At 62.1% G+C, this 21834-nt stretch carries 19 protein-coding genes; 6 read left to right on the forward strand and 13 right to left on the reverse strand.

What is annotated here, in order from left to right; all coding sequences use genetic code 11:
• Positions 1-28: 28 nt before the first annotated feature.
• Together phoR and LU682_RS29195 are read left to right on the forward strand one after the other, a co-directional pair.
• Positions 29-1336, forward strand: coding sequence for a phosphate regulon sensor histidine kinase PhoR (phoR, locus tag LU682_RS29190; protein WP_010955813.1), 1308 nt, complete (start codon positions 29-31; stop codon positions 1334-1336).
• Positions 1337-1509: 173 nt separating this feature from the next.
• The gene (locus LU682_RS29195) at positions 1510-2850 is read left to right on the forward strand and encodes a hemolysin family protein (protein ID WP_010955814.1); all 1341 of its coding nucleotides are present in this window, start codon (positions 1510-1512) and stop codon (positions 2848-2850) included.
• 12 nt (positions 2851-2862) lie between these two features.
• Here the strand turns inward: LU682_RS29195 and LU682_RS29200 are convergent, their stop codons facing one another.
• The 8 genes from LU682_RS29200 to LU682_RS29235 form a co-directional block, all read right to left on the reverse strand.
• On the reverse strand, positions 2863-3759 hold the full coding sequence (locus tag LU682_RS29200) for a peptidoglycan DD-metalloendopeptidase family protein (RefSeq protein WP_010955815.1): 897 nt from the start codon (positions 3757-3759) through the stop codon (positions 2863-2865).
• 146 nt (positions 3760-3905) lie between these two features.
• On the reverse strand, positions 3906-4796 hold the full coding sequence (locus LU682_RS29205; RefSeq protein ID WP_010955816.1) for a response regulator: 891 nt from the start codon (positions 4794-4796) through the stop codon (positions 3906-3908).
• Positions 4797-4958: 162 nt separating this feature from the next.
• Entirely contained in the window at positions 4959-5729 is a 771-nt protein-coding gene (phoU, locus tag LU682_RS29210) for a phosphate signaling complex protein PhoU (protein ID WP_003253329.1), read from the reverse strand.
• Between the two features lie 101 nt (positions 5730-5830).
• Complete coding sequence (gene pstB / locus LU682_RS29215) at positions 5831-6664, reverse strand: phosphate ABC transporter ATP-binding protein PstB (protein WP_003253327.1); 834 nt, start codon at positions 6662-6664, stop codon at positions 5831-5833.
• 72 nt (positions 6665-6736) lie between these two features.
• Positions 6737-8353, reverse strand: coding sequence for a phosphate ABC transporter permease PstA (gene pstA, locus LU682_RS29220; RefSeq protein ID WP_172830966.1), 1617 nt, complete (start codon positions 8351-8353; stop codon positions 6737-6739).
• 71 nt (positions 8354-8424) lie between these two features.
• Complete coding sequence (locus LU682_RS29225) at positions 8425-10713, reverse strand: ABC transporter permease subunit (protein ID WP_049588393.1); 2289 nt, start codon at positions 10711-10713, stop codon at positions 8425-8427.
• Between the two features lie 138 nt (positions 10714-10851).
• Positions 10852-11850 carry a phosphate ABC transporter substrate-binding protein PstS gene (locus LU682_RS29230; protein ID WP_010955820.1) on the reverse strand — a complete coding sequence of 333 codons (999 nt, stop codon included), beginning with the start codon at positions 11848-11850 and terminating at the stop codon, positions 10852-10854.
• A 237-nt stretch (positions 11851-12087) separates the two neighbouring features.
• The gene (locus LU682_RS29235) at positions 12088-13377 is read right to left on the reverse strand and encodes an MFS transporter (RefSeq protein WP_010955821.1); all 1290 of its coding nucleotides are present in this window, start codon (positions 13375-13377) and stop codon (positions 12088-12090) included.
• A 361-nt stretch (positions 13378-13738) separates the two neighbouring features.
• Between LU682_RS29235 and LU682_RS29240 the strand changes: the two genes are divergently transcribed.
• Both LU682_RS29240 and LU682_RS29245 read left to right on the forward strand, forming a co-directional pair.
• The gene (locus LU682_RS29240) at positions 13739-14137 is read left to right on the forward strand and encodes an acyl-CoA thioesterase (protein WP_003253317.1); all 399 of its coding nucleotides are present in this window, start codon (positions 13739-13741) and stop codon (positions 14135-14137) included.
• Positions 14138-14208: 71 nt separating this feature from the next.
• A complete protein-coding gene (locus LU682_RS29245; protein WP_010955822.1) occupies positions 14209-15105 on the forward strand; it encodes a D-hexose-6-phosphate mutarotase in 897 nt (298 codons plus the stop codon).
• Positions 15106-15166: 61 nt separating this feature from the next.
• On the opposite strand, the gene LU682_RS29250 is transcribed toward LU682_RS29245, so the two are convergent.
• The 5 genes from LU682_RS29250 to LU682_RS29270 all read right to left on the reverse strand — a co-directional run bounded on the left by LU682_RS29250 (position 15167) and on the right by LU682_RS29270 (position 18872).
• Positions 15167-15700 (reverse strand): DUF3299 domain-containing protein, encoded by a 534-nt coding sequence (locus LU682_RS29250; protein WP_012054120.1) that lies wholly within the window; start codon positions 15698-15700, stop codon positions 15167-15169.
• Positions 15701-15748: 48 nt separating this feature from the next.
• Positions 15749-15994 carry a GlsB/YeaQ/YmgE family stress response membrane protein gene (locus tag LU682_RS29255; protein ID WP_010955824.1) on the reverse strand — a complete coding sequence of 82 codons (246 nt, stop codon included), beginning with the start codon at positions 15992-15994 and terminating at the stop codon, positions 15749-15751.
• Between the two features lie 108 nt (positions 15995-16102).
• Positions 16103-17185: a 5-(carboxyamino)imidazole ribonucleotide synthase gene (locus tag LU682_RS29260; RefSeq protein WP_010955825.1), complete on the reverse strand. Its 1083-nt coding sequence runs from the start codon at positions 17183-17185 to the stop codon at positions 16103-16105.
• A 10-nt stretch (positions 17186-17195) separates the two neighbouring features.
• Positions 17196-17687, reverse strand: coding sequence for a 5-(carboxyamino)imidazole ribonucleotide mutase (gene purE / locus LU682_RS29265; RefSeq protein ID WP_003253304.1), 492 nt, complete (start codon positions 17685-17687; stop codon positions 17196-17198).
• Between the two features lie 267 nt (positions 17688-17954).
• The gene (locus LU682_RS29270; RefSeq protein ID WP_010955826.1) at positions 17955-18872 is read right to left on the reverse strand and encodes a LysR substrate-binding domain-containing protein; all 918 of its coding nucleotides are present in this window, start codon (positions 18870-18872) and stop codon (positions 17955-17957) included.
• 182 nt (positions 18873-19054) lie between these two features.
• On the opposite strand from LU682_RS29270, the gene aspA reads away from it, so the two are divergent.
• Complete coding sequence (gene aspA, locus LU682_RS29275) at positions 19055-20479, forward strand: aspartate ammonia-lyase (protein WP_029380744.1); 1425 nt, start codon at positions 19055-19057, stop codon at positions 20477-20479.
• Positions 20480-20708: 229 nt separating this feature from the next.
• Positions 20709-21701 carry an AraC family transcriptional regulator gene (locus tag LU682_RS29280; RefSeq protein WP_020191297.1) on the forward strand — a complete coding sequence of 331 codons (993 nt, stop codon included), beginning with the start codon at positions 20709-20711 and terminating at the stop codon, positions 21699-21701.
• Positions 21702-21834 lie beyond the last annotated feature (133 nt).

Consider the following 21834-nt stretch of genomic DNA (forward strand, 5'->3'; position numbering starts at 1 on the left):
CTGCACGTCGTTGTACAAGGACCGTCAATTGAACCAGAACTGGCACGCAACCCTGATTCGCCATCTGCTGTTGCTGATTACCGTCTGCCTGATCGGCGGGCTGGTCAGCGGCTACTACGGCTGGAGCCTGGCCATTGGCCTGGCGCTCTATCTGGGCTGGACCCTCAAGCAACTGCTGCGCTTGCACGACTGGCTGCGCAATCACCAACCCGACGAAGCACCGCCCGATGGCTACGGCCTGTGGGGCGAGGTATTCGATAGCATCTACCACCTGCAACGCCGCGACCAGCGCGTACGGGGCCGCCTGCAGGCAGTGATCGACCGGGTGCAGGAGTCCACCGCTGCGCTGCGTGACGCGGTGATCATGCTCGACAGCGACGGCAACCTGGAATGGTGGAACCGCGCCGCCGAGACTCTGCTGGGCTTCAAGACCCCACAGGACGGCGGCCAGCAAGTGACCAATCTGGTGCGCCACCCGCTCTTCAAAGAGTACTTCGAGGCAGAAAACTACCTCGAACCGCTGGAAATCCCTTCGCCGATCAATGACCGCATGCGAGTGCAGTTGCACATCACCCGCTACGGCAACAATGAACACCTGATGCTGGTGCGCGATGTCACCCGCATTCACCAGCTGGAACAGATGCGCAAGGACTTCGTCGCCAACGTGTCCCACGAGCTGCGCACGCCGCTGACGGTAATCACCGGCTACCTGGAAACCCTGCTGGACAACGTCGAGGACGTGAACCCGCGGTGGAGCCGCGCCCTGCAGCAGATGAGCCAGCAAGGCTCGCGCATGCAAACCCTGCTCAACGATTTGTTGCTGCTGGCCAAACTGGAAGCCACCGATTACCCATCGGACAACCAGCCGGTGGCAGTCGATGCCCTGCTCGCCGCCATCAAGAACGACGCCCAGGCCTTGTCCGGGCCGCGCAACCAGCGCATCAACCTGGAAGCGGCGCCTGGCGTCAAGCTGAAGGGCAGCGAGTCGGAATTGCGCAGTGCCTTTTCCAATCTGGTGTTCAATGCAGTCAAGTACACCCAGGACGAAGGCAGCATCCGCATCCGCTGGTGGGCCGATGCCCAGGGCGCACACCTGTCGGTGCAGGACTCGGGGGTGGGCATCGATGCCAAGCATTTGCCACGCCTGACCGAGCGCTTCTACCGCGTAGACTCCAGCCGTGCATCGAATACCGGCGGTACCGGGCTGGGGCTCGCAATCGTCAAGCATGTGCTGATGCGCCACCGGGGCAAGCTGGAAATCAGCAGTGTACCGGGGCATGGCAGCACCTTTACCTGTCACTTTGCGCCAGCACAATTGGCCAACGAAAAGGCTTGAGATTGAGGCTGCGGCGCAGCCCTTCGCGGGCATGCCGGCTGCCACTGGGCCCGCAATGAGTCCGCTGCCCTTTGCTTTTACGGCCCCAGCCGCTACATTGGATCCCCTGTGCCAGCAAAAGCTGGCACTTTTTTTCTCTCTATCTCAAAGACGGACCCCGTAAAAACTCCATCATGGACCCTTCCTCTGGTATTAGCCTCACCTCGTTATTCGCCGACTTCGGCATGATCATCTTTGCCTTCCTGCTGGTGCTGCTCAACGGCTTCTTCGTTGCTGCGGAGTTCGCCATGGTCAAGCTGCGCGCTACACGCGTAGAGGCCATCGCCGAAAAGCACGGCTGGCGTGGCAACATCCTGCGCAAGGTTCACAACCAGCTCGACGCCTACCTGTCGGCCTGCCAATTGGGCATCACCCTCGCCTCGCTGGGCCTGGGCTGGGTGGGTGAGCCCGCCTTCGCCCACTTGCTGGAACCATTGCTGGCCTATCTCGGCGTGGACAGCGCCGAGCTGGTCAAGGCGATCTCGTTCTTCGTCGCCTTCTTCGTCATCTCGTACCTGCACATCGTGGTCGGCGAACTGGCCCCCAAGTCCTGGGCTATCCGCAAGCCAGAGCTGCTGTCGCTGTGGACCGCCGTGCCGCTTTACCTGTTCTACTGGGCGATGTACCCGGCCATCTACCTGCTCAATGCCAGCGCCAACACCATCCTGCGCATTGCCGGCCAGGGCGAGCCTGGCCCGCACCATGAGCACCACTACAGCCGCGAAGAACTCAAGCTGATCCTGCACTCCAGCCGTGGCCAGGACCCAAGCGACCAAGGCATGCGCGTGCTGGCCTCGGCCGTGGAAATGGGCGAGCTGGAAGTGGTCGACTGGGCCAACTCGCGTGAGGACATGATCAGCATCGACGCCCATGCGCCTCTGAAGCAGATCCTGGCCCTGGTGCGCCGCCACAAGTTCAGCCGCTACCCGGTGTACGACGCCGAGCGCGAAGAATTCACCGGCCTGCTGCACATCAAGGACCTGCTGCTGGAGCTGGCTGAGCTGGAGCACTTGCCAGAGACCATCGACCTGGAGGACCTTGCCCGGCCACTCGAACGCGTGTCGCGGCACATGCCGCTGGCACAGTTGCTGGAGCAGTTCCGTAAGGGCGGCGCGCACTTCGTGCTGGTCGAGGAAGCCGATGGCAAGGTGATCGGCTACCTGACCATGGAAGACGTGCTGGAAGTGCTGGTAGGCGACATCCAGGACGAGCACCGCAAGACCGAGCGTGGCATTCTTGCCTACCAGCCGGGCAAGCTGCTGGTGCGTGGCGACACCCCACTGTTCAAGGTCGAGCGCCTGCTGGGTATCGACCTTGACCACATCGAGGCCGAAACCCTGGCCGGGTTGATCTACGAGACGCTCAAGCGCGTGCCTGAAGAAGAGGAAGTGCTGGAGGTCGAAGGGCTGCGCATCATCATCAAGAAGATGAAAGGCCCCAAGATCGTACTGGCCAAGGTGCTGAAGCTGGATTGATGGCCCAATCGGTCAGGGGTTGCCGGCAGTGAAATCCGGCAACCCGCTGATCGGCCTGTCGAAGCGGTAAGGTATCGACTCCAGCGCCAACCCCACATTGCGCTGCACCACAAAATGCAGGTGCGGCCCAGTGCTGTTGCCGGTATTGCCCGACTTGGCCAGCATCTGGCCCTGCCGTACCCGTTGCCCCTCCGCCACCACCACCGAACCACGCATCAGGTGAAGGTATACGCCCATGGTGCCATCCGGGTGCAAAATCCTGACAAAGTTACCCGAGGGGTTGGGGCCGCGCCCGCTCTGGCTGTTCTGCGTCTTCACCACCACCCCTTCCCGCGCTGCGATGATGGGCGTGCCTTCGGGCATGGCGATATCCATGGCGTAGCGCCCTTTGGGTCCAAAATGGCTGACGCGGCCATTGGGGCCCTGAGTGACGCGGAACGGCCCGCCAATCCACGGGAACGCATAGCGGAAGCCCTGGGGCCGTTTGCCCGGGTCACCCATGGCCTGCAGCAGGGTCGAACGGTAGTTCAGCAGCAGCCCGGGCCGCCCCCTGAGCACACTGAGCATCTGCGTGGTGCGCGGCGGCAGCAGCCGGCGCACGATACGCGGGGCATCGCCGCCTTGTGCGTTGACCAGGTTGTCCAGCCGCAACTCTACCTCTACCGGCACATGCAGCTCGTTTCGTGCCGAAAAGCTCACGCCACCGTCGAAGGTTTTCGCGTTCAGCAGTACCTGGCCTTCGAGCGTTTCGACCATGGGCTCGAGCAACACCAAGGGCTTGGCGCCGGGGCCAGGGCGATCGGAATAGGAGATGACACCGGAATCGTCGGTGATCTTGTAGAGCGTCACGCCCTGGCTCGACGCTGAGGCCATGAGCAATGCACAGAACAGCAGCAGGCGCGCGGGCATGATAGTGGCTTTTTGACAGTTATGATCTGTCGAAGCCTAGCAGCGGGTTTTACGGTAGGTATTGCAGTTGGTCGGATGGGGCAACTCGGGCTTGGGCAGAAGCAGCCTTGTGCTGCTCCTGCCCAAAGCATGGCGCGGGGCCGGGGTCAGGCACCGGGGGTGAAGTGCTTCTGCGCTGTGCCGCGGGCAATCAACCGAGACAGGTAGTCGAGCTTCTGGGCATCCTGGTCGACAAACTTGAACGTCAACTGCAACCAGTCGCTGTCAGGTTTTGGCTCCAGCGCCGCCACCGCATGCAGGTAGCCGTTCAGGCGAGCAACTTCGGCACTTTCGCCCTGCTCCAGGTCCAGCACCGCACCTTCCAGCACCTGTGGCAGCGCTTCGCTGCGGCGTACCACCAGCAGTGCCTCTTTCAGGCTCAACGCCTTGATCACACATGGCTGCATGCCACTGGCCAGGCGCAGCTGGCCCTGGCCACGGCCGCTCGGCGCGGGGGCGGCAGGTGCGGGCGCCGCGACCAAAGGCTTGGCCGGTGCCGGTGTCGGCGCCGCCACCTTGACCGCTTCGGGCTTGCCCGCAGTCAGCGCGTTCAACGAGTCGTTGGCAAAGGCCGGGTTGGCTCGCGCCGGGCCGATGGCCATCAGGCTGTCGAGCTTACCGATCTTGGTCAGGGCTTTCTTTACCTTGGTCAGCAGTTGCTCGTTGGTGAACGGCTTGCCTACAAAATCGGAAACACCCGCCTGGATCGCCTGAATGACGTTCTCCTTGTCGCCACGGCTGGTCACCATGATGAACTGCAGGTTCTTCAGTGCAGGCTGCTGACGGCACCAGGTCAGCAATTCCAAGCCAGACATTTCCGGCATTTCCCAGTCGCACAGGACCAGGTCGAACGCTTCCTTGCCGAGCATGGCCATGGCCTTGCGACCGTTGATAGCGTCGTCGATGGCCATACCCGGGAAGGCATTACGCAGACACTTGCGGACCAGATCACGGATAAACGGGGCGTCATCCACGACCAGCACATTCACTTTACTCATCGATACTCCTTTTGAATCCCGACTAGCCTACTGCCAATGATGGCCACTTGCTACAACCTGGTCACGCCGGGACTTCTTCACATCGTTCGCGGGTGCCTGCCGGCTCTCGACCGCAAACGAAAACGCCCGGCCAAGGCCGGGCGTCGATGCTCGGGAGCAACCTTACTTATCGTCAGATTCACCCGGAACATTAGCCTTTTCGCCGTTGGCGACAGCAGTGCCCTGCACTTCTGCCGTCATGCGCTTGAGGCCCATGTGGCGCACGTCGGTGCCGCGCACCAGGTAGATCACCAGTTCGGAGATGTTGCGCGCATGGTCGCCAATACGCTCCAGCGAGCGCAGCACCCAGATCACGCTCAGCACCCGCGAGATAGAGCGCGGGTCTTCCATCATGTAGGTCACCAGCTCACGCAGCGCGGTCTTGTATTCGCGGTCGATGGTCTTGTCGTACTGGGCCACCGACAGCGCCAGGTCGGCGTCGAAGCGGGCAAAGGCATCCAGCGCATCCCGGACCATGTTGCGCACCTGGTCGCCAATGTGGCGAACCTCGACATAACCACGCGGCGACTCGCCCTCTTCGCACAGCTGGATGGCGCGGCGGGCGATCTTGGTCGACTCGTCACCGATGCGTTCCAGGTCGATCACCGACTTGGAAATACTGATGATCAGGCGCAGGTCCGAGGCCGCTGGCTGGCGGCGGGCGAGGATGCGCAAGCACTCCTCGTCGATGTTGCGCTCCATCTGGTTGATCTGCTCGTCAACCTCGCGCACCTGCTGGGCCAGACCAGAGTCGGCTTCGATCAGCGCGGTAACCGCGTCGTTGACCTGCTTTTCCACCAGCCCGCCCATGGCCAGCAGGTGGCTGCGCACCTCTTCGAGCTCGGCGTTGAACTGCTGGGAAATGTGATGGGTAAGGCTTTCTTTGTTGATCATCGTTTTGTCCTTTGGTAGCGCGGCCCTGTAGGAGCGGGTTCACCCGCGAACACCGGCAACCCCGGTGCCAGACACCAAGGTGCCTGTTTCGCGAGCGGCGCTTAGCCGTAGCGACCGGTGATGTAGTCTTCGGTCTGCTTCTTCGCCGGGTTGGTGAACAGGGTATCGGTATCCCCGAATTCGACCAGTTTGCCCATGTACATGAACGCGGTGTAATCCGAAACACGCGCCGCTTGCTGCATGTTGTGGGTCACGATGACGATGGTGTACTTGGATTTCAATTCATAGATCAGTTCTTCGACCTTCAAGGTCGAGATCGGGTCCAGCGCCGAGCACGGTTCGTCAAGCAGCAGCACCTCCGGCTCCACGGCAATGGTGCGGGCGATGACCAGACGCTGCTGCTGGCCACCGGACAGGCCCAGCGCCGACTCGTGCAGGCGGTCCTTGACCTCGTCCCACAAGGCCGCGCCCTTCAACGCCCACTCGACGGCTTCATCGAGCACGCGCTTCTTGTTGATGCCCTGGATGCGCAGGCCGTAGACCACGTTCTCGTAGATGGTCTTGGGGAACGGGTTCGGCTTCTGGAACACCATGCCCACACGCCGGCGCAGTTCGGCAACGTCTTCGCCCTTGCGGTAGATATTGTTGCCGTACAGGTTGATGGCACCTTCCACACGGCAACCGTCAACCAAGTCGTTCATCCGGTTGAAGGTGCGCAGCAGGGTCGACTTGCCGCAGCCGGATGGGCCGATGAAGGCGGTCACGCGCTGCTTCGGGATGTTCATCTGCACGTCGAACAGCGCTTGCTTGTCGCCATAGAACAGGCTCAGGCCCGGCACTTCGATGGCCACGGTTTCTTCAGCCATCCGCAGGCTCTGCTTGTTGCGGCCCAGGGCAGACATGTCGATGCCATGGGTGTGGGAATCTTGCTGCATGGTCAACTCCATACGCTATCAAGTCGTTTCAAAGGGCCGCCCGGCTTACGGGCGGCACGCTTGCAATCAGGGTCAGCCGTCCAGCGCCTTGTACTTCTCGCGCAGGTGGTTGCGAATCCACACGGCAGAGAGGTTGAGGGTCGCGATCACCAGCACCAGCAGCAGCGCAGTGGCATAAACCAGCGGCCGCGCGGCTTCGACGTTCGGGCTCTGGAAGCCGACGTCATAGATGTGGAAGCCCAGGTGCATGATCTTCTGGTCCAGGTGCAGGTACGGGTAGTTTCCATCCACCGGCAGCGACGGCGCCAGCTTCACCACACCTACCAGCATCAGCGGCGCCACTTCGCCGGCGGCACGGGCCACAGCGAGGATCATGCCGGTCATCATGGCCGGGCTGGCCATGGGCAGGACGATTTTCCACAGGGTCTCGGCCTTGGTTGCGCCCAACGCCAGCGAGCCTTCACGCACGGTGCGCGGAATTCGCGCCAGGCCTTCTTCGGTGGCCACGATCACCACCGGTACCGCCAGCAATGCCAGGGTCAGCGATGCCCACAGCAGGCCCGGGGTACCCAGGGTCGGCGCCGGCAGCGCTTCGGGGAAGAACAGGCGGTCGATCGAGCCGCCCAGCACGTAGACGAAGAAGCCCAGACCGAACACACCGTAGACGATCGCAGGAACACCGGCCAGGTTGTTAACCGCAATGCGGATAAGCCGGGTGACCGGGCCCTGCCTGGCGTATTCACGCAGGTACACGGCAGCCAGCACGCCGAACGGGGTAACGATCACGGCCATGATCAGGGTCATCATCACGGTACCGAAGATGGCCGGGAAGATACCGCCCTCGGTGTTGGCTTCACGCGGGTCGTCGCTGAGGAACTCCCAGACCTTGCCGAAGTAGGTGCCCAACTTGGTGAACGCCGACATGCCGTTTGGCTGAACGGCATGCACTACCTTGCTCAGGTTGATTTCCACTTCACGGCCGTTGCCATCCCGGGCCACCAGGCTGTCGCGGGAAAAAGCCTGGTGCAGGCCGGTCAGGCGGTCTTCGATAGCCTTGTAGCGGCTGTTCAGTTCGGCACGGTCGGCGTCCATGTCGGCCTGGGCGGCGGCGTCCAGCTTGCCGTCCAGCTCCAGCTTGCGCGCTTGCAGGCGCAGGCGCTCAAGGCCATGGTTGATGGCACCGATGTCCTTCTTCTCCAGCTGCTGCAGCTCGCTGTTGAGCTGGTTGGCACGCTTGAGGCGGGCCTGCAGTTCGTTCCAGGCAGCCGGGCCTTCGGCAACCACGCGGCCTTGTTCCTTGACGCTGACCAGGTAGCCATAGAAGTTGCCCCACTCGCGGCGCTCAAGGGCCATCAGGTCAGCCGGGCGCTGTTCGTCGACCAGCCAGTCGCCGACCACCCAGGTAAAGTCGCTGCCGTTGAGGTCGCGGTTACCTACCTTGATCAGCTCGCGGGTCATGAACTCCGGGCCCTGGTCAGGCACTGGCAGGCCAGCCCCCTTCAGACGAGCACGGGGTACTTCCTCCTTCTGCACCACTTCGCCAATGACGACGTGATCGGCCTGGCCTGGCACCTTGTAGGTGGCCTGGACAAGATCGGCTGGCCAGAAGTGGCCCAGGCCGCGCACGGCGATCACCGCCAGCAGGCCGACGGTCATGATCACGGCCATGGCCACCGCACCGCCGCTCATCCAGACGCCTGGGGCGCCGCTCTTGAACCAGCCTTTGAGGGAATCCTTTTTCACGGATCGCTACCTTTCTATCAAAGCGACGAGTATTTCTTGCGCAGACGCTGGCGAATCAGCTCGGCCAAGGTGTTCATGATGAAGGTGAACATCAGCAGCACCAGGGCGGCCAGGAACAGCACGCGATAGTGGCTGCCACCGACTTCCGATTCCGGCATTTCCACAGCCACGTTGGCGGCCAAGGTGCGCATGCCCTCGAACAGGTTCATCTCCATCACCGGCGTGTTGCCGGTAGCCATCAGCACGATCATGGTCTCGCCTACCGCACGGCCCATGCCGATCATCAACGCCGAGAAGATGCCCGGGCTGGCGGTGAGGATGACCACGCGGGTCAGGGTCTGCCAAGGCGTCGCCCCCAGTGCCAGCGAGCCCAGGGTCAGACTGCGCGGCACACTGAACACGGCATCTTCGGCAATCGAGTAGATGTTCGGGATGACCGCGAAGCCCATGGCGATACCGACTACCAGGGCGTTGCGCTGGTCGTAGGTGATGCCTAAATCGTTGGTGATCCACAGGCGCATGTCGCCGCCGAAGAACCAGCTTTCCAGGTGCGGGCTCATGGTCAGGGCGAACCAGCCAGTGAACAGGATGACCGGAATCAGGATCGCCGCTTCCCAACCATCCGGTACACGCAGGCGGATCGACTCCGGCAACCGGCTCCAGAAGAAGCCGGCCAGCAGGATACCGATCGGCATCAGCAGGAACAGGCTGAACACACCGGGCAGGTGGCCTTCCAGGTACGGGGCCAGGAACAGGCCGGCGAAGAAGCCGAGGATCACCGTCGGCATCGCTTCCATCAGCTCGATCACCGGCTTGACCTTGCGGCGCATGCGCGGGGCCATGAAGTAGGCGGTGTAGATGGCTGCGGCAATGGCCAGCGGGGCGGCCAGGATCATGGCGTAGAACGCGGCCTTCAGGGTTCCGAAGGTCAGCGGCGACAGGCTCAGTTTGGGCTCGAAGTCAGTGTTCGACGCGGTCGATTGCCAGACGTATTTCGGCTCGTCGTAGTTCTCGTACCACACCTTGCCCCACAGCGCGCTGAACGAAACTTCCGGGTGCGGGTTGCGCAGGCTCAACGGCAACAACTTGCCGCCTTCTTCGATGATGATGCGGTTGGCGCGTGGCGACAGGGCCAGCGTACCAGGGCCTTCGGCAGCCGGCTCTACCAGCAGGGTTCGGTGTGCAGTGCTGTGGAACACGCCCAGTTTGCCTTCGGCGTCCAGGGCGATGAAGCCCTTGCGGCGCTCTTCGGCGTCGATCTGCACGATCGGCGCCTTGCCCATCTGGAAGGTACGGATCTGCTTGAAGCGCGATTCGCCATCCGGGTCACGGGCCATGAACCACTGGGCCAGCCCCCCCTTGGAGTCACCGATGATCAGCGAAATGCCGCCAACCAGCTGGGCCGTGGCAGTAATTTCGGTGTCGGCGCTATCAGACAACTTGTAACGGCCGTTGAGGCTCTTGTCGCGCAGGCTGAACACGTCGGCCGTGGCACGGCCGTTGATCACGTACAGCCAGTGCTGGCGTGGGTCGATGAAGATATTCTTCACCGTCTCGGTCATTTGCGGCAGTTCGATGCGGTTCTGCTCGGTGGTGACCTCTTCGGTCATCATGTTTTCCGTGCGGGTCAGCTCGACCACCTGCAGATGAGCACCGGTAGAGCCGGCAAGCAGCAGGGTGTCGCCATTGACGTTGACGCTGACGTGGTCCAGCGCACGCCCCTGCTCGTCGAGCACGAACGATTGCTCGCCGTACGGGTAGTCGATGCCAGGGCTGATGGTTTTCTTGTTGTCCGGGTAGGTGATCTTGTAGGTGTGCTGGAAAACCAGCGCCTGGCCATTGGACAGGCCCAGCACCACCAGCGCGCTGCCCGGCTGGTCAGTACTGATGGACGTGACCTGGGTGTCTGCCGGCACGGGTAGTTCGACACGCTTGAGTTCGTTACCGGTCTTGGTATCGAAGAACAATGCCTGGCCCTTGTCCGAAACACGCATCCCCACCTGATTCTGCTCTTCAAGCGCGATCATCAGTGGCTTCCCGGCATCCTGCTGCAGCCAGGTCGGCTCCAGGGCTTTCTTGCTGGTCAGCTCGGCGCCCTGGAACAGTGGCAGCACCACATAAGCCAGGTAGAAGAAGATCAACGTGATTGCCGCCAATACGGCAAGCCCGCCTACCAGCACATACCAGCGGGTCAGGCGGTCCTTGAGGGCGCGCATGCGGCGCTTGCGTTGCAACTCGGGCGTATTGAAATCAATGCGCACGGGCTGGGAGTTTTGGGTCATGTTGGAATTGGCCAGATCATTCATGCGCACACCCTAGCGGTCCCGTGTGACAAAAACATTACAAAGTGGTGACGCGCGAAAGCCCGCCGCACAGGGAACCTGGCTTCGGACTGGAAATTCGTGGAAGAGGCCGGGCAGTGGCACCGGCCTCTTCTTAATTACTTACTTCTTTGCAACGTTACCGGTGTGCGACAGGCCCAGGTCAGCCAGGGTCTTGTCGACGACTTTGGCCGGCAGCGGAATGTAGCCATCCTTCACCACCACCTGCTGGCCCGCTTGCGACAGCACCAGCTTGACGAACTCGGCTTCCAGCGGGGCCAGAGGCTTGTTCGGCGCCTTGTTGACGTAGACGTACAGGAAGCGCGACAGCGGGTAGGTGCCATTCAGGGCGTTGGCTTCGTTGTCTTCAACAAACTCGCCGCCTTCTTTCTTGGCCAGGGGTACGGTCTTGACGCTGGCGGTCTTGTAACCAATACCCGAGTAGCCGATGCCGTTCAGCGAGGAGCTGATCGACTGCACGACCGAAGCCGAGCCAGGCTGTTCGTTGACGTTAGGCTTGAAGTCGCCTTTGCACAGGGCTTCTTCCTTGAAGTAGCCATAGGTGCCCGATACCGAGTTGCGGCCGAACAGCTGGATTGGCTTGTTGGCCAGGTCGCCGGTCACACCGACGTCACCCCAGGTCTTGATGTCGGCCTTGCCACCGCACAGGCGAGTGGAGGAGAAGATGGCGTCGACCTGAGCCATGGTCAGGCCCTTGATTGGGTTGTCCTTGTGCACGAACACGGCCAGGGCGTCGACGGCGACCGGGATGGCGGTCGGCTTGTAGCCGTACTTCTGCTCGAAGGCTTGCAGCTCGACGTCCTTCATCTTGCGGCTCATCGGGCCGAGGTTGGCGGTGCCTTCGGTCAGCGCAGGTGGCGCGGTAGAGGAGCCGGCAGCCTGGATCTGGATGTTTACGTTCGGATATTCCTTCTTGTAGGCCTCGGCCCACAGAGTCATGAGGTTCGCGAGGGTGTCGGAACCAACGCTGGAGAGGTTGCCCGAAACACCAGTGGTCTTGGTGTAGGTCGGGATCGCAGGATCGACAGCGGCTACCGCGTTGGCGGTTGCAACGCCAGCGGCGGCAAAGGTAAGGGCCGCCATCAAACGCTTCAGTTTCATGCCTTGCTCCTAGCAGGAATATTGGGGTGTTGGATGGAACGGGCCCAAGTATCGGCAGGCCGCATGAATACGATATGACTTCATTGTGACAATTGGATGAAAGGCCATCACTGGAAGCAGGTCTGGCCTCTTCGCGGCTAAAGCCGTTCCTACAGGGGGTTTGCACAGGCCTCAAGGCCGACACCTAACCTGTAGGAGCGGCTTTAGCCGCGAAGAGGCCAGTAGCCGAAGCGCAGATCAGCGCTTGTTGGCGAGCAGGTACAGGCCCACGGCTAGACCGACGGCGCACAGGCCTGCCACGTAGTAGGCAGGCGCCATCGGGCTCACCTTCAGCAGTGCGGTCACCACCATCGGCGTCAGCCCGCCAAAGATCGCGTAGGCCACGTTGTACGAGAACGACAACCCGCTGAAACGCACCACCGCCGGGAACGCCTTGACCATGACATAAGGCACTGCGCCAATCACGCCCACGCACAGGCCGGTCACGGCATACAGCGGGAACAGCAACTCGGGACGGGTCGGCAGGCTGTGGTAGAAGACCCAGGAGCTGACCAGCAAAAGCAGGCTGCCGATCACGAACACCCGGCCCGCACCATAGCGGTCGGCCAGGCTGCCGGCACCAATACAGCCGAAGCTGAGCAACACGATGGCCAGGCTGTTGGCCTTGAGCGAGTCGGTCGGGCTGATGTGGTAGATGCTCTGCAACAGCGCCGGGGTCATCAGGATGACCACTACAATGCCGGCCGAAAGCATCCAGGTCAGCAGCATCGACAGGATGATCGGACCACGGTGGTCACGCAGCACGGCGCGCAGTGGCAACTCCTCGGCCAGTGCCTTGCGTTGCTGCATTTCGGCGAACACCGGGGTTTCGTGCAGCCAGCGGCGCAGGTACACCGAGAACAGGCCGAACACACCGCCAAGCAGGAACGGGATTCGCCAGGCGTAGTCAGCCACTTCTTCCGCGCTGTACACGCTGTTGATCAAGGTCGCTACCAGCGAGCCCAGCAGAATGCCGGCGGTCAGGCCGGCGGTCAGGGTGCCGCAGGCATAGCCGGTGTTGCGAGCCGGCACGTGTTCAGAGACGAACACCCATGCGCCCGGTACTTCGCCGCCGATTGCCGCGCCTTGGATCACGCGCATCAGCAACAGCAGGATCGGTGCCCACATGCCGATCTGCGCATACGTCGGCAGCAGGCCCATGATCAGGGTCGGCAGGGCCATCATGAAGATGCTCAGGGTGAACATCTTCTTGCGCCCGAGCAAGTCGCCGAAGTGGGCCATGATGATGCCGCCCAGCGGCCGCGCCAGGTAGCCGGCGGCGAAGATGCCGAACGTTTGCATCAGCCGCAGCCACTCGGGCATGTCGGCCGGGAAGAACAACTTGCCCACCACCGTGGCGAAGAACACGAAGATGATGAAATCGTAGAACTCCAGCGCACCACCCAGGGCGGACAGTGAGAGGGTCTTGTAGTCGCTGCGGGTCAGCGGCCGCGAGGGCTGCTCGATACTGCTGGGCACGGAAGTCATCGCTCGTTGTTCTCTTTGTAGGGCATGCAGGCCGCTTGGCGCGCGGCTTCTGGATTGGAGACAGGCGAAGATAGCAAATTGCCGAGCTACGCCGAAAGCGATACAAAATCCACACAGATATTCGTGAATGCGCGGTCGTCGCTGGCCGTTATGCCCTATATACTGGCGAATCGTAGGATTATGTTGCTCCTAACGTGGGATGTTGTGCGAAAACGCCGGTCACTATTGTCAGGCGGTTTCGCAGAGTTTCCCTACGGCCGCCCAGTGAAACGAAATCGGCGTAGTATGTTTCAAGCTGAATCGTTTACCCGGCCTTTGCGCCACACCAACGAAAAGCGTCACGGGTCAGAGGCCCCATCGCATGATTGAGCTCGAACAAGAAGATCCAATCCCGCAAGGCGACCTGGCCTTGCAAATCACCGCATTGCCGCGAGAAACCAACGGGTTTGGCGATATTTTCGGCGGTTGGCTGGTTGCGCAGATGGACCTGGCAGGCACGGCCATGGCCAGCCGTGTCGCCGGCGGCCGCGTAGCCACCGTCGCCATCGACCGCATGGCCTTCCTGGTACCCGTCGCGGTCGGCGCACAGCTGTCTTTCTATACCCAGACCCTGGAAATCGGCCGCAGCTCGATCCAGATGATGGTCGAGGTGTGGAGCGACGACCCGCTGTCCAGCGAATGGCGCAAGGTCACCGAAGCGGTATTCGTCTTCGTCGCCATCGACGGCAGTGGTCGTACCCGCTCGGTGCCTCGTCGCTGAGCCACGCTGGCGGTAAACTCATTGCATCTGCCCGGGTCCAAGGCCCACTGGCAATCAATGAGAAGAACGCAATGGCTACCTTTCAGGTCGTAACCGAGCAACATGGCGAACTCAACTGCTGGCGTATCAGCAGTGACCGTGCCGAACTCCTGATCGCCCAGCAGGGCGCACAGGTCCTCAGCTACCAGCAGGTAGGCGAACCGCCGCTGCTGTGGCTGAGCGACCAGGCCATCTTCCGCCAGGGCAAGTCGGTACGCGCCGGGGTACCGGTGTGCTGGCCATGGTTTGGCAACCTGCAGCGCAACCCTCAGGCCGTCCAGGCCATGTACCAGGGAACACCAGCGCCTGCCCACGGGCTTGCGCGCACGCGTGACTGGCAATTGCTGGGTATCGAGGAAGTGGGCGAAACCCTGCGGATCGAGTTCGAACTGCCTGAAGCGCAGGGCGACCTGCCCGGTTGGCCCCATGATGTCGAGCTGAAACTGGTGGTGGAGATGGGCGCAGAGCTGAAACTGAGCCTGACCAGCCGCAACATGGGCAATACCCCCGTGACCATCAGCCAGGCCCTGCATAGCTACTTCGCGGTCAGCGATGTGCGCCAGGCGCGGGTCGAGGGCGTCGACGGGCTGGGTTATATCGAAACCCTGGCGGGCTGGGAACAGCGCCAGCAGCAGGGGGCACTGACGTTTGCCGGGGAGACGGACCGGATCTACCTGAACACCCCGCAGACCCTCAGCATCGTCGACCCGCATTGGAATCGGCGGATTACCTTGACCAGCAGCGGCTCGCGCTCGGCGGTGATCTGGAACCCGTGGACCGAGCGGGCCAAGGAGCTGGCGGACATGGCTGACGATGGATGGCAGCGAATGCTGTGCATCGAGACAGCGAATGTGTGGGATGACCTGGTGGAGTTGAAGCCTGGGGCGAGTCATTCGCTGGGCGTCCAGATCGGTTGTGAAAATATCTGAGCCCTGCTCTTTTTTTACCGGCCTCTTCGCGGGCTTGCCCGCGAAGAGGCCGGGGCAATTATCAAAGGTCTGCGTCTTCCACCACCCTCACCTTGTCTGCATCCAGCGCATAGGCCGCATCGGCCAGGTCATTGCTGACCTTCTCCACCTTCAGCTTGCCGCTGACCCACAGCGGGGTGTAGATATCATCGATCTTCAGGCCTTTCGGGTAGCGCACCAGTACCAACTGGTTGGGCGGCGGTGGCGGCACATGGATGCACGCACCCGGGTACGGCACCAGGAAGAACAACGTGCTGTTGCCCTTGGCGTCACTCTCCAGCGGCACAGGGTAGCCACCCAGGCGGATGTCCTTGCCATTCATGGCCGCAACGGTCTTGGTCGAGTACATCACCGCAGGCAGGCCCTTGCTCTGCTTGAGGCCACCCTTGGCGGTAAAGGTGCCCATGGCTTCCGGCGAGTTGTGGTCGATTTCAGGCATTTGTTCGAGCGCCTTCTGGTCCGACCTGGGCATCAGCTCCAGCCAGTCGGTTTCGGGCAGTTCGGCATGGGCCAGGGTACTGGCCAACAGCAAGGGGACGAGGAAAAAGGCACGCATGAAAATGCTCGGCAACTCGAATGAATTGCCGAGCATTCTAACCAGTAATCAGCGTTTCTTGATGAATCCGTAGATCACCAGCAGGACCACGGCACCGACCAGCGCACCAAAGAAGCCCGCCGCCTGCCCAGCCTGGTATATACCCAGCGCCTGGCCGCCATAGGTAGCCAACAAGGAGCCGGCAATACCCAGCAGGATGGTCATGATCCAGCCCATGCTGTCATCGCCCGGTTTGATGAAGCGGGCCAGCAGGCCGACGATGAGGCCGATGAAGATGGTTCCAATGATACCCATGGCAATCCCTCTGCAGTGAAGTTGGAACAAGCCAAAGCCTAGACGGGCTTCGGCTTGTTGCCATATTCAGAGGGCATGCCGCTTGCAGAAGTTCGATTCGAAGCCCGATCAGTTGCTGATCAGCGCCTCTACTTCGGCAATCTTGCGCTCGAGGGTGGCCATGTCAGGGCAGCGCAGGGTGGCGTGTCCTACCTTGCGGCCAACCTTGAAGGCCTTGCCGTAGTGGTGCAGGTGGCAGTCCCCGATGGCGACAACCTTGTCCACGGCCGGCACTTCACCGATGAAGTTGAGCATCGCGCTCTCGCCCACCTTGGCGGTCGAGCCAAGTGGCAGGCCGGCCACGGCACGCAGATGGTTCTCGAACTGGCTGCACTCGGCGCCTTCGATGGTCCAGTGCCCGGAGTTGTGCACGCGCGGGGCGATTTCGTTGGCCTTCAAGCCACCATCAACTTCGAAGAACTCGAAGGCCATCACGCCAACGTAATCCAGCTTCTGCAACACGCGGCCGACGTAATCTTCGGCCAGAGCCTGCAGCGGGTGTGCCTGGCTGGCTACCGACAAGCGCAGAATGCCGCTCTCGTGGGTATTGTGCACCAGCGGGTAGAAGCGGGTTTCACCATCGCGGCCACGCACGGCCACCAGCGACACCTCGCCGGTGAACGGCACGAAGCCCTCCAGCAGGCATGGCACGCTGCCCAGCTCGGCGAAGGTACCCACCACGTCTTCTGGCGTGCGCAGCACCTTCTGGCCCTTGCCGTCGTAACCCAGGGTGCGGGTTTTCAGCACGGCCGGCAGGCCGATGCTGGCCACTGCGGCGTCCAGATCGGCCTGCGAGAGGATGTCGGCGAAGGCCGGGGTGGGGATGCCCAGGTCGCGGAACATGCTCTTTTCGAACAGGCGGTCACGAGCGATGCGCAGCGATTCGGCGCTGGGGTACACGGGCACGAACTGCGAGAGGAAGGCCACGGTCTCGGCCGGGACGCTTTCGAACTCGAAGGTGACCAGGTCGACTTCGTCGGCCAGCTGACGCAGGTGGTCCTGATCGCCGTAGTCGGCACGCAGGTGCTCGCCCAGGGGCGCAGCGCAGGCGTCCGGTGCCGGGTCGAGGAAGGCGAAGTTCATGCCCAGCGGGGTACCCGCCAAGGCCAGCATGCGGCCCAGCTGGCCGCCACCGATTACACCGATCTTCATGGGTTGAGCCTCAAGCCTGGCGCGGGTCTGGGTTGTCCAGCACGGTGTCGGTCTGTTCCGTGCGGAACTGCTTCAACGCCGCGTGGTACTGCGGGTACTTGGCGCCCAGAATGCTGGCCGACAGCAGGGCAGCGTTGACCGCACCGGCACGGCCGATGGCCAGGGTGGCAACCGGCACACCGGCTGGCATCTGCACGATCGACAGCAGCGAATCGACGCCCGACAGCATCGACGACTGCACCGGCACGCCCAGCACCGGCAGGTGGGTCTTGGCGGCGCACATGCCTGGCAGGTGGGCTGCGCCACCGGCACCGGCGATGATCACCTCGATGCCACGGCCCTCAGCCTCCTCGGCATACTGGAACAGCAGATCCGGGGTGCGGTGGGCGGAAACCACCTTCACTTCGTAGGGAATGCCGAGTTTTTCCAGCATATCGGCGGTGTGGCTAAGGGTGGACCAATCGGACTTGGAGCCCATGATCACGCCAACCAGTGCACTCATCGTCGAGCCTCTCCTGCAAGCGCCTTCTGGCGCGCTAAAAGCAACAAGCCACGCAGGTGGGCCGGCGTGGCTTGTCATACGGATTCTGAATCGACCAGGTCGGCCGAAGGCGCGGGATTGTAACGTATTTAAAGGCTGGCCGCCCACCCCTACAAGCACATGCCGGATCAAAGGGCAAGCTGTCTCGTGGGACAACTTTTTCCTGCTGCCTCGGGGTCGACGAGCGCTGCACGCCTGCATCAAATCACTGAATACCTGAAGGACAATTCAAAGTGACGCTTCACCTTGTGCTCCAGACGACTCCAGCTTGCGCCATAGCAAGCGGACGTTAGCCTTACGCACCAGCGCGCAGCGGTACAGGCGGATTTCCAGCGGCACATGCCATTGGCTACCGCCGCAGATCGCCAGTTCACCGCGTTCGAGCTCGCCACGCATGGACAGACGCGGCACCCAAGCGATGCCCATCCCTTCCAGGGCCATGCTCTTGAGGCTGTCGGCCATGGCAGTTTCATAAACGGTGGTATACCGCAGGTTGCGCTGGCGCAGCAGCAAGTTGACCGAGCGGCCGAGGAACGCGCCGGCGGTGTAGGCTAGCAACGGCACACTGCCCTCGCCCTCCAGGTCGAACAATGGCTTGCCATCGGCATCCACAGCGCACACCGGCAGCATTTCAGTGGTGCCCATGTGCAGCGACGGGAAGATCTCGGCATCCATCTGCAAGGCCGCGTCCGGGTCGTAGAACGCCAGCATCAGGTCGCAGCCGCCTTCGCGCAGTGCATGTACGGCATCTCCGACGTTAGTCGCAACCAGGCGGGTGGCGATGTTCAACCCGTCGTTGCGCAACTGGGCCACCCAACGGGGGAAGAAACCCGACGCCAAGGAGTGTGCCGCAGCCACCTGCACCACCTCGCCCTGCCCGCCTTCCAAGTGATGCAAATGGCGGAGAATTTCGCTCAACTGGTCGACAACAGTACGTGCTGTGACGAGAAATAGCTGACCCGCCTCGGTCAGCTCGATGGGTGTGCGAGAGCGGTTCACCAGTTGCAGGCCCAACGCCGCCTCAAGGCTGCGAATTCGCCGGCTGAAGGCCGGTTGGGTCACGAAACGCCGCTCTGCGGCCTGGGAAAAACTGCGGGTAGCGGCCAGAGCACTGAAGTCTTCCAGCCATTTGCTTTCAAGGTTCACGAAGCACATCTCCCGGCGCGCACCAAAATGGAACACGCTCGAATATCAATTGGCGTCACATGAAACACTATGCCGTTTGTGCATAGGTTAGCGTGCAATAGCATTGGCCGCAAAAACACCTTCAGGCCTAGGATTGGCGCCATTCCGGCATGTGCCGGGTCAAAATCGAGATGATATACATCATGTCCTCTGCTGCATCGTTCCGCGTCGAAAAAGACTTGTTGGGTACCCTTGAAGTTCCTGCAGATGCCTACTACGGCATCCAGACCCTGCGCGCTGCCAACAACTTCCACCTCTCCGGTGTTCCGCTGTCGCACTACCCGAAGCTGGTCGTGGCCCTGGCCATGGTCAAGCAGGCCGCTGCCGACGCCAACCGTGAGCTGGGTCACCTGAGCGATGCCAAGCACGCTGCCATTTCCGCAGCCTGCGCCCGCCTGATCAAAGGCGATTTCCACGACCAGTTCGTGGTAGACATGATCCAGGGCGGCGCTGGTACTTCTACCAACATGAACGCCAACGAAGTCATTGCCAACGTTGCGCTGGAGGCCATGGGCCACCAGAAGGGTGAGTACCAGTACCTGCACCCTAACAACGACGTGAACATGGCGCAGTCGACCAACGACGCCTACCCGACCGCAATCCGCCTGGGCCTGCTGCTGGGCCACGACGCGCTGCTGGCCAGCCTTGATAGCCTGATCCAGGCCTTCGCTGCCAAGGGTAAAGAATTCGACCACGTACTGAAGATGGGCCGTACCCAGCTGCAGGACGCCGTACCGATGACCCTGGGCCAGGAATTCCGCGCCTTCGCCACCACCATGACTGAAGACCTGCAGCGCCTGCGCTCGCTGGCTCCGGAACTGCTGACCGAAATCAACCTGGGCGGTACCGCCATCGGTACTGGCATCAACGCCGACCCTGGCTACCAGGCCTTGGCCGTACAGCGCCTGGCCACCATCAGCGGCCACCCGCTGGTACCGGCTGCCGACCTGATCGAAGCCACCTCCGACATGGGCGCCTTCGTGCTGTTCTCCGGCATGCTCAAGCGCACCGCGGTCAAGCTGTCGAAGATCTGCAACGACCTGCGCCTGCTGTCCAGCGGCCCACGCACCGGCATCAACGAGATCAACCTGCCAGCGCGTCAGCCAGGCAGCTCGATCATGCCAGGCAAGGTCAACCCGGTTATTCCAGAAGCTGTGAACCAGGTGGCCTTCGCCATCATGGGCAACGACCTGGCCCTGACCGTCGCCGCCGAAGGTGGTCAGCTGCAGCTGAACGTGATGGAGCCGCTGATCGCCTACAAGATCTTCGACTCGATCCGCCTGCTGCAACGCGCCATGGACATGCTGCGCGAGCACTGCATCGTCGGCATCACCGCCAACGAACAGCGCTGCCGTGAACTGGTCGAGCACTCGATCGGCCTGGTTACCGCACTGAACCCGTACATCGGCTACGAAAACGCCACCCGTATTGCCCGCGTTGCCCTGGAAAGCGGCCGCGGCGTACTGGAACTGGTGCGCGAAGAGAAGCTGCTGGACGACGCGATGCTCGACGACATCCTGCGTCCGGAAAACATGATCGCTCCACGTCTGGTTCCGCTGAAGGCGTAATCAGGCCGCTGTAAACAGTCTCACCAGGTCGAGGGACTAGACACCTCTCAACCTTTCCAAGGCCCGAGCGCTTGCTTCGGGCCTTTTTTTTGCCTGAAGGTTTTGGAGGCCGCTATGCAGCCTTCGCAACACCCGGCCGCGCCGGCAGGGTATGTGGTTTGCCTGCAGCCCCGGATATCGGCACATAACTTGCTCCGTAATGCGTCCCAGCCAAACGGGATTACCCAGCATGCTGCACAGCCACCTGACCACCCTCAACGCAGTTTCGCTGATCCTCAACGTCTTCCAGGCAGACGGTTGCGAGGCGTCGGCGTTGCTGGCCGGCAGCGGCATTGGCCCGGCAGACCTGGGGCATGCCGATGCGCGCATCACCACCCAGCAGGAGCTGCAGGTTTGCGCCAATGCTGTGGCCCGGCGCGAGGACATTGGCCTGGAACTGGGCCAGCGCATGCGCGTGTCGTGCTACGGCATGCTCGGTTACGCGCTGCTCTCCAGTGCCACTTTGGGTGACGCCCTACGCCTGGCGCTGCAGTATCCGGCACTGCTGGGAACAGTCTTCAAGCTGCGCTTGCTCGACGACGGCCAACGTGTCTGGTTCAGCGCCAGCGATTACCAGGACAGCCCGGCGCTGAGCGCTTTCAACGCCGAGTTCTGCCTGGTGTCGCTGAAAGTCATCTGTGATGACCTGCTTGGCCGGCCGTTGCCGCTGCTTGGCGCACGCTTCGAACACCCTCGCCCTGGTTACCACGCGCTCTATGCCGGAGCCTTTCAATGCCCGATCGGTTTCGCCGCCGAGGACAATGCCTTTGCCTTCGAACGGCGATGGCTGGATATGCCGCTGCCGCTGGCCGACCCGATTACTCACAAAGCCATGAGCGAGCGCTGCCGGCGCCTGAACCTTGAATTCACCGGTCGCCAGGCATGGCTGGGACGGATTCGCCAGCTGCTGGCGCAGCAACTGGACGCAGCACCCGGGCTGGAAGGGCTTGCGCGGCAGATGAACTGCTCTTCGCGCACCCTGCGCCGGCATTTGCAGGCGCTGGGCAGCAGTTATCAACAGCTGTTGGACGAGCTGAGGTTCGAGCGGGCCAAGCAGTTGCTGGCCGATGAACAGATGCCGATCTACCGGATTGCAGAGACTTTGGGGTTCAGTGAGACGGCCAGTTTTCGGCATGCCTTCCAGCGCTGGAGTGGCGTGGCGCCCAGCCATTTTCGTGGTTGACCTGTTCTGGCCTCTTCGCGGGTAAACCCGCTCCTACAGGGGCGTCACAACCCCTGACGCCCTGGTGGCCATTGTAGGAGCGGGTTCACCCGCGAAAAGGCCGGATAGGTCACCACCCATCCGGCCAAAGACC

This window comes from Pseudomonas alloputida (assembly GCF_021283545.2).
Lineage (GTDB): Bacteria > Pseudomonadota > Gammaproteobacteria > Pseudomonadales > Pseudomonadaceae > Aquipseudomonas > Aquipseudomonas alloputida.

Bases quoted from the DNA above. Each gene is read 5' to 3' on its own strand.
- phoU (WP_003253329.1), bottom strand. From the start codon at position 5,729: ATGATCAACAAAGAAAGCCTTACCCATCACATTTCCCAGCAGTTCAAC.
- pstB (WP_003253327.1), bottom strand. From the start codon at position 6,664: ATGCAGCAAGATTCCCACACCCATGGCATCGACATGTCTGCCCTGGGC.
- LU682_RS29280 (WP_020191297.1), top strand. From the start codon at position 20,709: ATGCTGCACAGCCACCTGACCACCCTCAACGCAGTTTCGCTGATCCTC.
- LU682_RS29200 (WP_010955815.1), bottom strand. From the start codon at position 3,759: ATGCCCGCGCGCCTGCTGCTGTTCTGTGCATTGCTCATGGCCTCAGCG.
- purE (WP_003253304.1), bottom strand. From the start codon at position 17,687: ATGAGTGCACTGGTTGGCGTGATCATGGGCTCCAAGTCCGATTGGTCC.
- pstA (WP_172830966.1), bottom strand. From the start codon at position 8,353: ATGAGCGGCGGTGCGGTGGCCATGGCCGTGATCATGACCGTCGGCCTG.
- LU682_RS29205 (WP_010955816.1), bottom strand. From the start codon at position 4,796: ATGAGTAAAGTGAATGTGCTGGTCGTGGATGACGCCCCGTTTATCCGT.
- LU682_RS29255 (WP_010955824.1), bottom strand. From the start codon at position 15,994: ATGGGTATCATTGGAACCATCTTCATCGGCCTCATCGTCGGCCTGCTG.
- LU682_RS29250 (WP_012054120.1), bottom strand. From the start codon at position 15,700: ATGCGTGCCTTTTTCCTCGTCCCCTTGCTGTTGGCCAGTACCCTGGCC.
- LU682_RS29245 (WP_010955822.1), top strand. From the start codon at position 14,209: ATGGCTACCTTTCAGGTCGTAACCGAGCAACATGGCGAACTCAACTGC.
- LU682_RS29235 (WP_010955821.1), bottom strand. From the start codon at position 13,377: ATGACTTCCGTGCCCAGCAGTATCGAGCAGCCCTCGCGGCCGCTGACC.
- LU682_RS29195 (WP_010955814.1), top strand. From the start codon at position 1,510: ATGGACCCTTCCTCTGGTATTAGCCTCACCTCGTTATTCGCCGACTTC.
- LU682_RS29230 (WP_010955820.1), bottom strand. From the start codon at position 11,850: ATGAAACTGAAGCGTTTGATGGCGGCCCTTACCTTTGCCGCCGCTGGC.
- aspA (WP_029380744.1), top strand. From the start codon at position 19,055: ATGTCCTCTGCTGCATCGTTCCGCGTCGAAAAAGACTTGTTGGGTACC.
- LU682_RS29240 (WP_003253317.1), top strand. From the start codon at position 13,739: ATGATTGAGCTCGAACAAGAAGATCCAATCCCGCAAGGCGACCTGGCC.
- LU682_RS29260 (WP_010955825.1), bottom strand. From the start codon at position 17,185: ATGAAGATCGGTGTAATCGGTGGCGGCCAGCTGGGCCGCATGCTGGCC.
- LU682_RS29225 (WP_049588393.1), bottom strand. From the start codon at position 10,713: ATGAATGATCTGGCCAATTCCAACATGACCCAAAACTCCCAGCCCGTG.